General features: G+C 59.6%; 14 protein-coding genes. 4 read left to right on the top strand and 10 right to left on the bottom strand.

Annotated elements, in window-relative coordinates; translation table 11 throughout:
- Together ACQZ5N_RS08410 and fdxA are read left to right on the top strand one after the other, a co-directional pair.
- Positions 1 to 417 (top strand): RNA-binding S4 domain-containing protein, encoded by a 417-nt coding sequence (locus ACQZ5N_RS08410; RefSeq protein ID WP_448732655.1) that lies wholly within the window; start codon positions 1 to 3, stop codon positions 415 to 417.
- A gap of 158 nt (positions 418 to 575) precedes the next feature.
- The gene (gene fdxA / locus ACQZ5N_RS08405) at positions 576 to 914 is read left to right on the top strand and encodes a ferredoxin FdxA (RefSeq protein ID WP_003520294.1); all 339 of its coding nucleotides are present in this window, start codon (positions 576 to 578) and stop codon (positions 912 to 914) included.
- Positions 915 to 988: 74 nt separating this feature from the next.
- On the opposite strand, the gene holA is transcribed toward fdxA, so the two are convergent.
- Genes holA through leuS form a run of 3 tightly spaced genes read right to left on the bottom strand, consistent with a single transcriptional unit; the run spans position 989 to position 5,206 of the window.
- Positions 989 to 2,026 carry a DNA polymerase III subunit delta gene (gene holA, locus ACQZ5N_RS08400; protein ID WP_448732654.1) on the bottom strand — a complete coding sequence of 346 codons (1,038 nt, stop codon included), beginning with the start codon at positions 2,024 to 2,026 and terminating at the stop codon, positions 989 to 991.
- A gap of 11 nt (positions 2,027 to 2,037) precedes the next feature.
- The gene (gene lptE, locus ACQZ5N_RS08395; protein ID WP_448732653.1) at positions 2,038 to 2,583 is read right to left on the bottom strand and encodes an LPS assembly lipoprotein LptE; all 546 of its coding nucleotides are present in this window, start codon (positions 2,581 to 2,583) and stop codon (positions 2,038 to 2,040) included.
- Positions 2,576 to 5,206 (bottom strand): leucine--tRNA ligase, encoded by a 2,631-nt coding sequence (gene leuS / locus ACQZ5N_RS08390; RefSeq protein WP_448732652.1) that lies wholly within the window; start codon positions 5,204 to 5,206, stop codon positions 2,576 to 2,578. The genes lptE and leuS overlap by 8 nt, the downstream gene beginning before the upstream one ends.
- 193 nt (positions 5,207 to 5,399) lie before the next feature.
- Here leuS and ACQZ5N_RS08385 point away from each other — a divergent pair, with 193 nt between their 5' ends.
- Entirely contained in the window at positions 5,400 to 6,059 is a 660-nt protein-coding gene (locus ACQZ5N_RS08385; protein WP_162935962.1) for a YggS family pyridoxal phosphate-dependent enzyme, read from the top strand.
- 59 nt (positions 6,060 to 6,118) lie between these two features.
- On the opposite strand, the gene ACQZ5N_RS08380 is transcribed toward ACQZ5N_RS08385, so the two are convergent.
- Positions 6,119 to 6,820 carry a DUF1013 domain-containing protein gene (locus ACQZ5N_RS08380; protein WP_448732651.1) on the bottom strand — a complete coding sequence of 234 codons (702 nt, stop codon included), beginning with the start codon at positions 6,818 to 6,820 and terminating at the stop codon, positions 6,119 to 6,121.
- 231 nt (positions 6,821 to 7,051) lie between these two features.
- Between ACQZ5N_RS08380 and acs the strand changes: the two genes are divergently transcribed.
- Positions 7,052 to 9,007 carry an acetate--CoA ligase gene (gene acs, locus ACQZ5N_RS08375; RefSeq protein ID WP_003520300.1) on the top strand — a complete coding sequence of 652 codons (1,956 nt, stop codon included), beginning with the start codon at positions 7,052 to 7,054 and terminating at the stop codon, positions 9,005 to 9,007.
- Positions 9,008 to 9,113: 106 nt separating this feature from the next.
- Here acs and ACQZ5N_RS08370 read toward each other — a convergent pair whose 3' ends face one another.
- From ACQZ5N_RS08370 to ACQZ5N_RS08345, 6 genes are all read right to left on the bottom strand, one after another.
- On the bottom strand, positions 9,114 to 10,121 hold the full coding sequence (locus ACQZ5N_RS08370) for a TRAP transporter substrate-binding protein (protein WP_080815532.1): 1,008 nt from the start codon (positions 10,119 to 10,121) through the stop codon (positions 9,114 to 9,116).
- Positions 10,122 to 10,160: 39 nt separating this feature from the next.
- Positions 10,161 to 11,438, bottom strand: coding sequence for a TRAP transporter large permease (locus ACQZ5N_RS08365; RefSeq protein ID WP_035265222.1), 1,278 nt, complete (start codon positions 11,436 to 11,438; stop codon positions 10,161 to 10,163).
- Between the two features lie 4 nt (positions 11,439 to 11,442).
- Positions 11,443 to 11,973, bottom strand: a complete 531-nt coding sequence (locus ACQZ5N_RS08360) for a TRAP transporter small permease (RefSeq protein ID WP_003520303.1) — start codon at positions 11,971 to 11,973, stop codon at positions 11,443 to 11,445.
- Between the two features lie 21 nt (positions 11,974 to 11,994).
- A complete protein-coding gene (locus ACQZ5N_RS08355) occupies positions 11,995 to 13,155 on the bottom strand; it encodes a fumarylacetoacetate hydrolase family protein (protein ID WP_080852978.1) in 1,161 nt (386 codons plus the stop codon).
- A gap of 201 nt (positions 13,156 to 13,356) precedes the next feature.
- Positions 13,357 to 14,073, bottom strand: a complete 717-nt coding sequence (locus ACQZ5N_RS08350; protein ID WP_003520305.1) for a FadR/GntR family transcriptional regulator — start codon at positions 14,071 to 14,073, stop codon at positions 13,357 to 13,359.
- Between the two features lie 117 nt (positions 14,074 to 14,190).
- Positions 14,191 to 15,636, bottom strand: a complete 1,446-nt coding sequence (locus tag ACQZ5N_RS08345) for an FAD-binding oxidoreductase (protein WP_448732650.1) — start codon at positions 15,634 to 15,636, stop codon at positions 14,191 to 14,193.
- Positions 15,637 to 15,639 lie beyond the last annotated feature (3 nt).

Raw genomic sequence — 15,639 nt, 5'->3', positions numbered from 1 at the left:
ATGGGAAGCAGCGAACAGCCACTGGAAAGCACGCGTCAGCGTCTGGACAAGTGGCTGTTCTTTGCCCGCATGGCAAAATCCCGTTCGCTTGCCCAGAGCTACATTCAGTCGGGCCACGTCAAGGTCAACGGCATTGCCATTCGCCAGTCCAGCCATGTGGTGAAGGCGGGCGACAGGCTGGAGATCGACTTCGAGCGGATGGACAAGGTGCTCGTCGTCAAGTCCGGCGGAACACGGCGTGGACCCTATGAGGAAGCCAGACTTCTCTATGACGACGAGACGCGGCCACGGGAACCTTCCGACAGGCTGACACCTCTCGAGCAGGCGTTGCGCCAGCCGGGAAGCGGGCGTCCCACCAAAAAAGAGCGCAGGGCGCTCGACAGGTTTCTGTCTGACAGCGACGGAAGCAAAGATTAGAATAAACCTCCGGGTCGCACCCCTTTTTCAGAATTGTTTATCCTTGCTATCTGTAAGCAAAGGCATTACGTCACTTGCGAAATTGCCCTGTCTGAATTCCGGGCGACGGCTTGTGTTCCGAAGCCCACAGACCCGGCCTGCATATTCTGGAGTTCATCATGACATATGTCGTGACCGACAATTGCATCCGCTGCAAATATACCGATTGCGTTGAGGTCTGCCCCGTCGACTGCTTTTACGAGGGTGAAAATTTCCTCGCGATCAATCCCGATGAATGTATCGATTGCGGTGTGTGCGAACCGGAATGTCCCGCCGAAGCCATAAAGCCCGATACGGAGCCGGGTCTCGACAAGTGGCTGAAGCTCAATGCCGAATATGCGGCAATCTGGCCTAATATCACGATCAAGCGCGACCCGATGCCGGAAGCCAAGGAAATGGACGGTGTCGAAGGTAAGCTTGAGCTCTATTTCTCCGCCGAGCCCGGACAGGGCGACTGAGTTTTACGGCCTGACGGCGAAACCATGATTTAAAAAGCCCTCGCAGCAGCAGCGCGAGGGCTTTTTGCTGGGCCTCATCCGCCGCGGCCGGATTGCAGCGTGGTCGACAGCAATGTCAGAAGGGCCACGCTTTCCTCCAGGCTTTGCCGCTGACGGCTTTGCAGGATGGCGGCCTGCAGACGGTTCATCTCGCGGGCGATTGCCGCTGGCTGCCAGGTTCGCAGTGCTCTTTCGATGATGGGTTTTCTGCGGAAATGGATGTGGCGTCCAAGTGTCTGCATGACCTGACCGGCCTGCAGTTTTTTCTCATCCATTTCGGCCCGCATCTGGTCGAGCAACTGGAGTTGCTTGAGGCACCCCTGGAGCACAAGAAAGATCGGGGTCTTCGAAGAGACGATCTTCTGCGTCGCGTGGAAAAAGGCGTTTCTGTCGCCTTTCAGAATGGCGTCTACGGCATCGTCTGCGGAAACCGTGCTGGCGTCTCCGATGATCGCCAGCACATCGTCTTCCTCGACCACGTCGGCTCCGCGGCAATAGAGCGCCAGCTTGCGGATTTCGTTGCGCGAGGCGATACGGTCACCACCCAGGGATTCGATTAGCCTCTGTCGTGCGGCTGGCGCAATGCTCAGATTATCGGAGGAGAGTTCCTGATCGATCAATGCGTTCAATGAGCGCGCATCGTCGGCATAACAGGGAATCGCAGCGATGGAGCGCGCCGGTTCTGCGATCTTGCGTAGTCCCGTACCCTTCTTGATGTCGCCTGCTTCGATGATGAGGAAGCTCGCTTCCGGCGGTGTCTCGGCAAGAATCTGCAGCGCATCCACCAGCGCCTTTTCGGCCGAAGCACTTTTGATCCAGACGAGTTTTTCGCCGCCGAAAAGGCCGATGGCATTTACCTCGTCGAGCAGACGGCCGGGGTCGCCCTGCAAATCGGATGCGGTCAGTTTCAGCGATGCGAAAGCGTCATCGGGATCGATACCGGTCTTTTTGGCGATGACGCCTGCGCGTTCCGACACGAGACCGCGATCCGGGCCGTAAAGGACGAAAACGCGAAAGCGCTCCGCCGGATTTTCGGCGAAGCGCTCAAATTCATGGGACTTTATCTCCGTCACGGCCGCCGCTCTCAGCGGCCGAGCGTGGCGGCGATATCGGTGCGGATGATTTCAGCCAGTTCCCGGGCCGCACGGTTCTCGGCGTCGCGGATTGCCCGGATCTTGGCGAATTCCTGCTGTGGCAGATCCACCTGCGCTGTTACGCTGCGGCGTGCGGAGCGCAGGATTTGACCGTCGGAAACGCGGGTCAGCACATATTGACCGCTCATCACGACTCGACCCGGGTAGGGGCCATCGTAATTGTTGTTCGCGCGGGTCGTCAGGTCGTAATTCTGCACTTCCGTTGACGTGGCGCTCGAGCTTACGGAAATCTTGACGTTATATTGCGCCGTGGCCGGTTGGCCTGCGCCGCCGGCCATCAGAAAGATCAGTTGGTTGCGGACTTCCTGCCCGACTCTGCCACCGACGTCGGAGACGCTGACGGCTGCCAGTCTTTCCTTGGTTCCGGAAGCCTCGCCATAGAGCGGGCGCACCTGGCAGCCTGCCAAAAGACCAGCCATCGTCACGACGGAAATTGCTGCCGCGAGGCGGCCCCATCTTGAAAAAACGTCAGACAACAATGTTCACAATCCTCTGCGGAACCACGATGACTTTCTTGGGCTCGCCACCGGCAAGAATGGATTTGACGGCATCCAGCGCAAGGGCGGCCGTTCGGACCGCATCTTGATCCGCATCGCGCGCGATTGTCAATTCGCCACGCTTCTTGCCGTTGACCTGCACGGGCATGACCACATCGTTTTCCTCGACCAGCGAAGCGACGAAGGCCGGCCACGGCGTCTGGGCCACGAGGCCCGTATTGCCCAGTGCGGACCAGCATTCTTCCGCCAGATGCGGCGTCATGGGGGCAATGATGCGGATGAGGATTTCGACGGCGTCGCGCGCTGCCGCCTTGACGTCCTCAGGCTTGCCGCCAGAAGCAACATCGGCGAGCGGGCCGGCCAGCGCATTGACCAGTTCGTAGATGCGGGCGATGGCCTTGTTGAAGGCGAGCTTGTCCAGGTCTTCCTGAACAGCCTTCAGCGTCTTGTGGGCAGCCTTGGAGGCCGCCAGTCCTTCGCCTTCGGTCGCAGGCTTCGGCTGGACGGTTCTCAGCTCTTCCGCCGCTTCGCCGATGATGCGCCAGACGCGTTGGACGAATCGGTTTGCGCCTTCCACCCCGGCTTCGGACCAGATGACGTCGCGATCGGGCGGAGAGTCCGATAGCACGAAGAAGCGGGCGGTATCGGCGCCGTAGGATGCGATGATATCGTCAGGGTCGACCACGTTCTTCTTCGACTTCGACATCTTCTCGATGGAGCCGATCTTCACCTCTTCGCCGGAAGAGAGCAGGAAGGCGCGGCGCGTGCCGTCGTTTTCTTCGATCCTCAGTTCGGCCGGCGGCACCCATTCGCGTGCGGTGCCTTCGCCGCGGCTATAGGTCTCGTGCACCACCATGCCCTGCGTGAACAAGCCCTTGAAGGGTTCCTTGACGCCGACATGGCCTGTCTCGCGCATGGCACGGGTGAAGAAGCGCGAATAGAGCAGATGCAGGATCGCGTGCTCGATGCCGCCGATATACTGATCGACCGGCAGCCAGTGATTGGCGACCTTCGGATCGGTCGGTGCGTCTTCCCACGGCGCGGTGAAGCGCGTGTAATACCAGCTGGAATCGACGAAAGTATCCATCGTGTCGGTTTCGCGGCGCGCGTCATGGCCGCATTGCGGGCAGGAGACATGACGCCAGGTGGGGTGCCGGTCCAGCGGGTTGCCGGGCACGTCGAACGTCACGTCGTCGGGAAGCTTGACCGGCAGGTCCTTTTTCGGGACCGGTACGACGCCGCAGACTTCGCAATGGATGACCGGGATTGGGCAGCCCCAATAACGCTGGCGGGAAATGCCCCAGTCGCGAAGGCGGAAATTGACCTTGCGCTCGGCCTGCGGCGTGTTGCACAGTGTCTGCGCAGAAAGCTTCTGCGCCATCGCCTCAAAGGCGTCAGCCGTCTTCATGCCGTTCAGGAAGCCGGAATTGATCATCACGCCGTCATCGGTGAAGGCGGTATCATCGATGGTGAAGTTTGCAGCATCGGGGCCTTCAGGCGCGACGACGGCCACGACCGGCAGGCCGTATTTGCGGGCGAAATCCAGATCGCGCTGGTCACCCGACGGGCAGCCGAAGATCGCGCCGGTGCCATAGTCCATCAGCACGAAATTGGCGACATAGACCGGCAACTCCCAGCTGGGGTCCAGTGGGTGCACGACCTTGACGCCGGTATCGATACCCTTCTTTTCAGCCGTTTCGAGTGCTGCGAGCGAGGTGCCATGGCGGCGGCATTCGTCGCAGAACTCGGCAATCGCCGGGTTGTTCGCGGACAGTTCCTTGGCCAGCGGGTGGTCGGCGGCGATTGCCAGGAAGGATGCGCCGAACAGGGTGTCCGGGCGTGTCGTATAGACGGTGATGTCGGAGAAACCTTCCGGCGCCGTGTCGGCAACCGTCTGCCAGCGCAGCGACAGGCCTTCGGAGCGACCGATCCAGTTCTTCTGCATCAGGCGCACTTTTTCCGGCCATTGGTCGAGCGTATCCAGCTCGTCCAGCAGGTCCTGACTGAAATCGGTGATGCGGAAGAACCATTGCGTCAGCTCGCGCTGTTCGACCAGCGCGCCGGAGCGCCAGCCACGGCCGTCGATCACCTGCTCGTTGGCGAGAACGGTATGGTCGACCGGATCCCAGTTGACCTTGGACTGCTTGCGGTAGACCAGACCCTTTTCCATGAAATCGACGAAAAGCGCCTGCTGGCGATGGTAATATTCCACGTCGCAGGTCGCGAATTCGCGGGTCCAGTCCAGCGACAGGCCCATGGATTTCAGCTGGCCGCGCATGGTGGCGATGTTCTGGTAGGTCCAGTCCTTCGGGTGAACCTTGTTCTGCATGGCGGCGTTTTCGGCAGGCATGCCGAAGGCGTCCCAGCCCATCGGGTGCAGGACGTTGAAACCGCGGGCGCGCTTGTAGCGGGCGACCACGTCGCCCATGGCATAGTTGCGGACATGGCCCATGTGGATGCGTCCCGACGGATAGGGAAACATCTCCAGAACGTAGTACTTCTCGCGCGGATCGCTGTTGTCGGTGACGAAAACCTTGTCTTCGTTCCATTTCTGCTGCCAGCGCGGCTCGGCGTCGCGAGGATTGTAACGTTCGATGGCCATTGTTTAGAATTCCGGGTATCGAGGGGAAAAATTTGCGCTGACCTTCACCATGAAACGACCGGGGCGTCAAGTTTGGCGGGGCATTCGGGCGTTCAATCTTGGCCAGCGTGCCTCAAATGGTGCTAAACCCGCTTGGCATCAAGGCAATCGGCGTCTAGTTAGCGTTGCGAATGGTTCAAATGAAGGTCTTGTGATGGAAATCGAAGCACGTCTTGAGGATGTCAGGCAGCGCATTGCCGATGTTGCGGAAAAATCCGGACGCAAGGCGGCGGATGTTGCCCTCGTCGCGGTCTCGAAGACCTTCGAGGCGGAGGCGATCCAGCCGGTCATCGATGCGGGCCAGCGCGTGTTCGGCGAGAACCGCGTGCAGGAGGCGCAGGGCAAGTGGCCAGCGCTTAAAGAGAAGACGCCTGATATCGAGTTGCATCTGATTGGCCCGCTGCAGTCCAACAAGGCGGCGGATGCCGTGGCGCTGTTTGATGTGGTGCAGAGCGTCGACCGGGAGAAGATCGCCCGCGCGCTTGCCGAGGAATGCGGCAAACAGGGCCGCAGCCTTCGTTTTTATGTGCAGGTCAATACCGGGCTAGAGCCGCAAAAGGCGGGCATCGATCCGCGTGAGACAGTTGCATTCGTCGCCTTTTGTCGGAATGAGCTGAAATTGCAGGTCGAAGGACTGATGTGCATTCCGCCGGCGGATGAAAATCCAGGTCCGCATTTTGCGCTTCTGGCGAAGCTTGCCAAACAATGTGGGCTTGAGAAGCTTTCCATGGGCATGTCGGGCGATTTCGAAACCGCCGTGGAATTCGGCGCAACGAGTGTCCGTGTGGGCTCGGCGATCTTCGGTACGCGATAAGGCTGCAAATAAAAAACCCGGCGCTGAGGCCGGGTTTTCAAACTCTAAAAGACGTCCGATCAGTAGTGATCGTCCTCGTCTTCGTCATTCTGCGTAGACTTCAGCGAGCTGAGCTTCTTGAAGACCGCATCGGCGTCGATCTGCTCGTCTTCGTCGCGCTGGAAGCTGTAGTCCAGACCTTCCGTCGCCGTTGCCGGCTGCAGCGTATTGTCGAGTTCTTCCGCGGTCGGAAGCGGACGGCCGCGCGAGGCGCGTTCGACTTCGAGGTCGAGATCGATCTGGCTGCAGAGGCCGAGCGTCACCGGGTCCATCGGCGTCAGGTTGGCCGAGTTCCAGTGGGTACGGTCGCGAATCTGCTCGATCGTCGACTTCGTGGTGCCGACGAGACGCGAGATCTGCGCATCCTTCAGTTCCGGGTGGTTGCGAACGAGCCAGAGAATGGCGTTCGGACGGTCCTGGCGCTTGGAAACCGGGGTGTAGCGCGGGCCGCGGCGCTTGGATTCCGGCACGCGGACCTTCGGTTCGGAAAGCTTGAGCTTGTGGTTGGGATTGGCTTCGGCGCGGGCGATCTCGTCGCGGGAGAGCTGTCCGGTTGCAATCGGATCGAGACCCTTGATGCCCTGTGCGGCTTCACCGTCGGCAATCGCCTTGACTTCAAGCGGATGCAGTTTGCAGAACGTGGCGATCTGATCGAACGACAGCGCGGTGTTGTCAACCAGCCATACAGCCGTAGCCTTTGGCATGAGCAATTGTTGAGCCATAGATACAGTCCTTCTGTCCGTCCGCGCCGGTGTCGCGGGCCGTGGGTATCAACCACTAATTTCCGGGATATGGGGGCTCTATAGCCGCATTGCATCAGAATTGCAATTCTTTGCGAAACAAATGACCTTTGTCTAATTGCCGTGCGAATTTGAACTGCTATGAATTCAACACATGCCTGAGGTGGGAGTCTCGGGCCACGTTAAAAGCCATATCGGTTCCAGGAGGAGTTCATGTCTGCCAAAATCTACCCGGTTCTCAAATCGGCGAAGGCCCGCACGCTCATCGACAATGAGCGTTACCAGAAATGGTATCAGGAGAGCGTCGAGGATCCGGAAAAGTTCTGGGACAAGCACGGCCGGCGGATCGACTGGTTCAAGCCCTATACCAAGGTCAAGAACACGTCCTTCAAGGGCAGGGTGCCAATCAAGTGGTTCGAGGACGGCCTGACGAACGTTTCCTATAACTGTATCGACCGGCACCTGAAGACGCATGGCGAGCGCACGGCGATCATCTGGGAAGGCGACAACCCCTATATCGACAAGAAGATCACCTATAACCAGCTCTATGACTATGTCTGCCGTCTGGCGAATGTGCTGAAGAAGCACGGCGTCAAGAAGGGCGACCGCGTCACCATCTATATGCCGATGATACCCGAGGCGGCTTACGCGATGCTCGCCTGCGCCCGCATCGGCGCCATCCATTCCGTTGTGTTCGGCGGGTTCTCGCCGGAAGCGCTGGCGGGCCGCATCGTCGATTGCCAGTCCACCTTCGTGATCACCTGCGATGAGGGCGTGCGCGGCGGCAAGCCGATACCGCTCAAGGAAAATACCGACAAGGCGATCGATATCGCCGCCAAACAATATGTCATCGTCAACAAGGTTCTGGTGGTGCGCCGCACCGGCGGCAAGACCGGCTGGGCGCCCGGCCGCGATATCTGGTACCATCAGGAAATCGCCACCGTGAAGCCGGATTGCCCGCCGGTGAAGATGCGTGCGGAAGACCCGCTATTCATCCTCTATACGTCCGGCTCCACCGGCAAGCCGAAGGGCGTGTTGCACACGACGGGCGGCTACCTCGTCTATACGTCGATGACGCATGAATATGTCTTCGACTACAAGGATGGTGAGGTTTTCTGGTGTACGGCCGATGTCGGCTGGGTCACCGGCCATTCCTATATCGTCTACGGGCCGCTTGCGAACTGCGCGACGACGCTGATGTTCGAAGGTGTTCCCAATTTCCCGGATCAGGGCCGTTTCTGGGAAGTCATCGACAAGCACAAGGTCAATATTTTCTACACCGCGCCGACGGCGCTCAGATCGCTGATGGGGGCGGGCGACCAGTTCGTCCAGCGCTCCTCGCGCGAGAGCCTGCGGCTTCTCGGCACGGTCGGCGAGCCGATCAATCCGGAAGCCTGGGAGTGGTATTACCATGTGGTCGGCGAGGACAAGAGCCCGATCGTCGACACCTGGTGGCAGACGGAAACCGGCGGCATTCTCATTTCGCCGCTGCCGGGCGCGACCGATCTGAAACCCGGTTCGGCCACAAGGCCGTTCTTCGGCGTGCAGCCGCAGCTTGTCGACGCCGAGGGCAATGTGCTGGAAGGACCCGCTGACGGCAATCTCTGCATCATCGATAGCTGGCCGGGCCAGTCGCGCTCCGTCTATGGCGATCATCAGCGCTTCGTCGATACGTATTTTTCGACCTACAAGGGCAAGTACTTCACCGGCGACGGTTGCCGGCGGGACGAGGACGGCTATTACTGGATCACCGGCCGCGTCGATGACGTGCTGAACGTTTCGGGTCACCGCCTCGGCACGGCCGAGGTGGAATCGGCGCTGGTGTCGCATCACCTCGTTTCGGAAGCGGCCGTGGTGGGCTACCCGCATGCCATCAAGGGCCAGGGCATTTATTGTTATGTCACGCTGATGGCGGGCCAGAATGGTGACTATGCGCTGCGCGAAGAGCTGGTGAAGCACGTGCGCAACGAGATCGGACCGGTTGCGACACCTGACAAGATCCAGTTCGCGCCGGGCCTGCCCAAGACCCGATCCGGCAAGATCATGCGGCGCATCTTGCGCAAGATCGCCGAGGACGACTTTGGTGCGCTGGGGGATACGTCGACGCTCGCCGATCCGGCGGTGGTCGAGGACCTCATCGCCAACCGACAGAACCGCACCGCGTCCTGATCCTCTGGAAAGGCTGTTTCGGCAGCCTTTTTCCATCTGCGATTTTCACAAGCAAAAACACCCGGAGGCGGAACCTCCGGGTGTTTTCAATTGTATCCGGTAAGGATTACTGGCCGCGGATCTTTTTCAGGTCCGCCAGAACGGCGTCGACGACGTCGGCGCCGATCTCAGCTTTGTGCTTTTCGTAGACGACCATCGACTTTTCGCGGATACGGGTCTGCTCTTCGGCAGACAGCGTGTTCACTTCGAGGCCGGCAGCCTTGATCTTCTCCAGCGACTTCTGGTTCAGTTCGCGGATGACCTTGCGCTCTTCGTCGCGGCCGACGACTGCGCATTCACGCAGGGCGGCCTGTTCTTCGGGCGTGTAGCTGTCGAAGATCGGCTTGGAGAAGAGGAAGAGGAACGGCGTATAGGCGTGGTTCGTCTCGGTGATGTATTTCTGCACCTCGTAGAACTTCGAGGTGTCGATCGTCACATAGGGGTTTTCCTGCGCGTCGATCGCGTTGGTTTCCAGCGCCGAGAAGACTTCGCCGAAGGCCATCGGCGTTGCATTGGCGCCGAGGTTCTGGAAGGTGTCGAGGAAGATGTTGTTCTGCATCACGCGGACCTTAAGGCCCGAGAAGTCTTCCCACTTGTTCACGGCATGCTTGGAGTTCGACAGGTTGCGGAAGCCGTTTTCCCAGTAGGCCAGGTTTACGAGGCCCTGTTCTTCCAGCTTCTTGTTCATCATGTCGCCGAAGGCGCCGTCCATGACGGCATCGGCTTCCTTGGCGTTGGCGAAGAGGAACGGCAGGTCGAAGACGCCGAGCGACGGGATGAGACCGACGAGCGGCGACGAGGACGTCACGACCGCTTCCTGAACGCCGGAGCGCAGGGCCTGCGTCGCCTGCAGGTCACCGCCGAGAGCGCCGCCCCAGAATGCCGTCAGCTTCAGCTTGCCACCGGACTTGTCGTCGAGGCAGGCCTGCATGGCCTTGATGCCGTTGCCGACCGGATGATCCTGGTTGATGCCGTTCGAAACGCGGATATTGCGGCTGTTGAATTCGGCCATTGCCGGAGCGGCGGCGCCAACTGCGAAAGCGATGGCCGTGGTGGTCAGAAGAAGCTTTCTCATAATATCCTCCCTTGGATTGTTTGCGAGAAGCAGGTTGAATTAACGAAGATACTGCAGCGGTACGAGGACGATGTCCGGGAAAATCACCAGCAGCGCCAGTACGATGGTTTCGGCAACGAGGAACGGCCAGACGCCGACCGTGACCTTGCCGAGCGGGATGCGGCCGACGCCGCTGACGACGTTCAGCACCACGCCAACCGGAGGGGTAATCAGGCCGATGGCGTTGTTGATGATGAAGAGAACGCCGAAATAGACCGGGTCGATGCCCGCCTGTTTGACGATAGGCATCAGAACAGGCGTCAGGATCAGGATGGTCGGCGTCAGGTCGAGTGCGGTTCCGACAATGAAGACCAGCACCATCATCGCGGCCATCAGAAGCATCGGGCGGTCGATCAGCGGCTCGATATAGCCTGCGACTTCGTTCGGAATGTTCGCTGCGGTGATGAGCCATGCGGAGACGAGTGCCGCGCAGACCAGGAACATGATGATGGACGTGCTTTTGGCGGCGCGCAGAAGCACGTGGAACAGATCGGCCGGTTTCAGTTCGCGGTAGATCACCATACCTACGAAAAGCGCGTAGACAGCCGCAACGACGGCAGCTTCCGTCGGCGTCATGATGCCTGCCTTGATGCCGCCGAGAATGATGACAGGCATACCGAGCGCCCAGCCGGCGCGAGCAGTGGCGGTCAGACGTTCCTTGGCGGAGGTCTTCGGCAGCGGCTTGACGTTATCCTTACGGACCACAATCAACCAGGCGATGATGAGCGATGCACCCATCAGAATGCCGGGAACGATACCCGCAAGGAAAAGCTGTGTGATCGAGACGTTGGCGGCAACACCGAAAACGATGAAGGCCATGGATGGCGGGATGACCGGGGCGATGATGCCGCCTGCGGCGATGAGGCCGCCGGAGCGCGGAATATTGTAGCCGGCCTTCGCCATCATCGGGATGAGGATTGCGGCAAGGGCTGCGGTATCGGCTGCGGCCGAACCGGAAATGCTGGCCATGATGATGGCCGCAACAATGGCCACGATGCCGAGACCGCCACGGATATGACCGACGAGTGCGATTGCAAAGTCGATGATGCGGCGAGACAGACCGCCGGAATTCATCAGTTCGCCAGCCAGAATGAAGAAGGGGATGGCGAGCAGCGTGAAGGTGTCCGCGCCCGAAATCATGTTCTGGGCAATGATGGCGGTGTTGAACATGCCCATGTACCACATGAGCACGACGCCGCAGAACATCAGCGAGAACGCGACGGGAACGCCAATCGCCATGGCTCCCAGCAGAGAGCCGACAAAAACGAGAAGTGTCATGGTATCAGCGCTCCGAAAGCTGTTCGATCGTCAGATTCTCGCCCGCGAACTGGGCGATTTCGTCTTCTGTCACGCCGCCCGTCAAGTAACGGTACAGGCGTTCCAGCGCGATGATGAACATCAGGCCGCCGGTGAACATGCCGACGCCATAGACCCAGATCATCGAAAGCTTGGTGACGGGCGCATGCATGCTGGCATTGATGCCGGATTGCTTCCAGGTGCCCCAGAAGAAGATGGCGGAACAGGCCAGAATGATGATGTTCGACACGATCATGCAGACGATGCGGGCGCGACGGGACAGGAACATCACGAGCGTTTCGATGCCCATGTGGCTGTTCTCACGGAAGGTCAACACGGCGCCAATGAAGGTCAGCCACACGAAGAAATAACGCGACAGTTCTTCCGAGACGTTGATGCCGGAGTTCATCGTATAACGCATGACGACGTTGACGAAGACCATGATCGACATGCCGGCGAGCAGCAGGACGAGAATGATTTCGAGAATCCGGTAAAAGAGATTGATGGTCTTTTGCATTTTCCCCTCCCGAAGAAATATCTAGAGCAGCCCTCGTTTCGCCAGGTTGCGCATCAGGGCCGCGGTGCCGAATGTCCATTCCGGGCATTCGTCGGTCGTGGTGACCCAGTTGATCAGCTTACCGAGCTTGGGCGTGGAGATTTCGACCCGGTCACCCTTTGAATGGGTGAAACCGAGGCCTGGGCCATGGCGATCCTTCACCGGCGCGAACATCGTACCGAGGAAAAAGACGGCGCCGTCAGGATATTGATGGTTACGGTTCAAGAGCTGCGAAGCGAGGTTTTCCGGCGTGCGGCTGATCGCTTCCATCGGGCTGACGCCCGTCATGGTGAAACCGTCTTCGCCCTCGACCAGAAGCGAGATCTGCGACTTCTTCACATCTTCGATGGTGAAGTTACCGTCGAACAGGCGGATAAAGGGACCGATCGCGCAGGATGCGTTATTGTCCTTCGCCTTGCTGAGCAGCAGGGCGGAACGGCCTTCAAAGTCGCGCAGGTTGACGTCGTTGCCGAGCGTCGCGCCGACGATGCGGCCGTCGGAGGTAATGGCCAGCACCACTTCCGGCTCCGGGTTGTTCCATTGCGATTTCGGGTGAACGCCGATCAGCGCGCCGCAGCCGACGGAAGCCATGGCCTGCGCCTTGGAGAATATCTCCGCATCCGGGCCGATGCCCACTTCCAGATATTGCGACCAGAGGCCCATTTCCTGCAGCAGTTTTTTCACTTCGGCAGCTTTTTCGGAGCCGGCCTCAAGTCCCTTGAGATTGTCACCGAGAACCGGCGCCAGCCGTCCGCGAATTTCCTGCGCACGCAGCGGGTCGCCCTTGGCCTGCTCTTCGATCACGCGTTCCAGCATGCTGTCGGCGAAGGTGACGCCGGCGGCCTTGACGGCCTGAATGTCGTTGGGGGCAAGGAGTTCGCCGGCGGAACCGTCCAGAAAAGCTTCCAGTGCGCCGAGTGCGACGAAAGTGCCGGTGTCGGCGAGCCGCTCCAGCAGATCGGTCTTCTCCAGAAGTTCGGACATGGTAGGGGAAATCGAAGTGAGGTCATAAAGCACGCCGCCCTTCAGCAGAACGGGGCAGGGGCCGCCTTCGCTTTTCGACCAGACACGGCCGACGAGCAGCGCGTTTTCGAAATCTTCAGGCAAAATTGCGGTAGCGTCGATGGACCTTGTACCGGTCATATAGTCCTCCCCTTCAGCACCCGACAGGCCGCCTCCTGCGGTCTTATTGTCTGGATGTCTGACAACCTAATCCCATTCTTCTTAGTATGACTTTTGTTACGAGTCTAGCGGCCTTGCCGACAAAATTATCGTGTTTCGCGTCTCAATTCCCGGAAAGCCGTAAACCTGTCCTATAGCTCTGCCGGCGTGCTCATTTGCTGCTCAGAAGATATCCAGTTCGAGATTGACGCGGCTGGCTGCGCCGATCAGATGCTTGCGCATGGCGTTCTTGGCGGCAGTGGCATCGGCCTTCTCGACGGCTTCGTAGATTGCCACATGTTCGGCGATCGTCACCTCAAGAATTTCACCAAAGACCGCACGCGAAAAAGCAATGTTGATGGCGGAGCTGATGCGTTCCGCGATGAAGCCGAGGAACATCAGGAAATATTCGTTCTCAGTCGCTTCCGCCAGAATGCGGTGGAAGTCGAGATCGGCGGCAACGCCTTCCGTCGACCAGTCATCGGCGGTTTTCATCTTTTCCAAGGCTGCCGCCAGCCGCGTCAGCTGCTGCGGGCTGCGGTGCAATGCGGCCAGCCCCGCCGCCTCTATTTCCAGCGGCATGCGAAGCTGAAAAAGATCGCGGAAATTTTCCGGGTCGTTCAGCCGCGACCGCTCGATGCGGATGGATAGTCGTTGCCGGGGATCGGTGACGAATGCGCCCACACCCTGCCGGGTTTCGACAAAACCCTCGTTGCGCAATTGTGCGATCGCTTCGCGGATGACCGAACGGCTGACGCCGAAGGTTTTTGCCAGAACATGTTCGGTCGGCAGCCTGTCACCCGGTCCGAGCTTCGAATCATTGATTTCGCGCGCAATCTCCGCGGCGATCCGGCCGGGCAGATGATCGTTGCGATGTATCTGATTGAACTCCAGCGTCATGGTTGCTCCCGTTCCACAGAAACGTTTGGTTCGTTTTCCCGCGACAGGCGACTTCCTCCTTCGCCGTCAGCGGGGTTTTCAAAGGCAGCGTTTTCAGCCGCCTTTGCCGTTCCTCGATTAGCTATCCGGTTGCAGGGTTATCTGGCAACCGGGATTCATCCGCAAATCAGGGTCGAAGGTGTTTTTCAGGCCGGTGATCATCCGGCGCTGCACGTCGGATAGCCGGCTTTCGAAATCGGAGCGTTTCAGGCGGCCGATGCCGTGCTCGGCACTGATGCTGCCGACATAGCGGTCGAGGACCTCGTTAACGAGTGTCTTGGACTTGTAGATGAATGCTTCGCGCTCTTCCGGCGTCGAACCGTTCGCTGGCAGCACGTTGAGGTGGACGTTGCCGTCTCCAACGTGGCCATAGGAAACCGCCAGGCATTCCGGCAGTTTTTCCGCAAGTTCCGCCTCGGCTTCGGCCACGAAAGCGGCGAGTTTCGACAAAGGTACGGAAATATCGGTACGCATATGCGCGCCGCGCAACGCCTGACCCTCGTTCATGCCTTCGCGGAACAGCCAGAGCGATTGGGCCTGTGCCCGTGAAGAAGCGATGACGCCGTCCAGCACCAGTCCGTCTTCCATCACGCCCTCAAGGAAGCGTCCCATCAGGTCGGCCGTGTCCACCAGACCGGAGCCTGAAATTTCCATCAGCACATAAGCGGGGTAATCGCCGGCAATCGGCATTTTGAGGTCGGGGATCGCTTCGATCGCCAGGGTGAAGGCGACAGGCGGCATGAATTCGAAGGCGGACATCAGGTCGCAGCATTCGCGGCGGGCGCGTCGGTAAAGCTTGATGGCATCGTCAAGCGAATTGAGGCCGAGCAGCGCCGTCTCTACATGTTCGGGATTGGGATAAAGCTTGACGGCAACGGCCGTGATGATGCCGAGCGTTCCTTCCGCGCCGATGAAGAGCTGCTTCAGATCGATGCCGCGATTGTCCTTGCGCAGCGTCGACAGCCCGTTCCAGATGGTGCCGTCAGGCAATACGACTTCGAGACCCAGCACCAGTTCGCGGGTCATGCCGTAGCGCAGGACATTGATGCCGCCGGCATTGGTGGAGACGTTGCCGCCGATGCGGCAGCTGCCCTGTGCGCCGAGCGACAGAGGGAAGAACATGCCCTTGTTCTCAACCGCATCCTTGAATTCCGACAGAATGCAGCCGGCTTCCACGACGGCGGAAAAATCGTCGCTATCGATGGTGCGGATGGCGTTCATGCGCTCGAGGCTCAATACGACCTGATGCTTGGGGGCATCGGGAATGCCACCGAGCACCAATCCGGTGTTGCCGCCCTGGGGGATGATGGCAAGGCCGAGTTCCGCGCAGGCGCGAACCGTGTCGGAGACTTCCTTGGTCGACCGGGGGCGGATGACGGCGACGGCCGAGCTGGTGACATCGCCGTGCCAGTCGCGGCAATAGCGCAGCATGTCTTCCTGCGATGTCAGCAGCAAAGCCTCGCCGAGCCTGTTCTTCAACGAGAACCGCAATTCCTCGATATCGGTTTCGCTCACGATCGTCATTCC

The organism is Agrobacterium sp. 22-221-1 (genome assembly GCF_053522445.1).
Note: the sequence above shows the minus strand (reverse complement) of the source record. Positions and strands in the feature narration are given on the sequence as shown.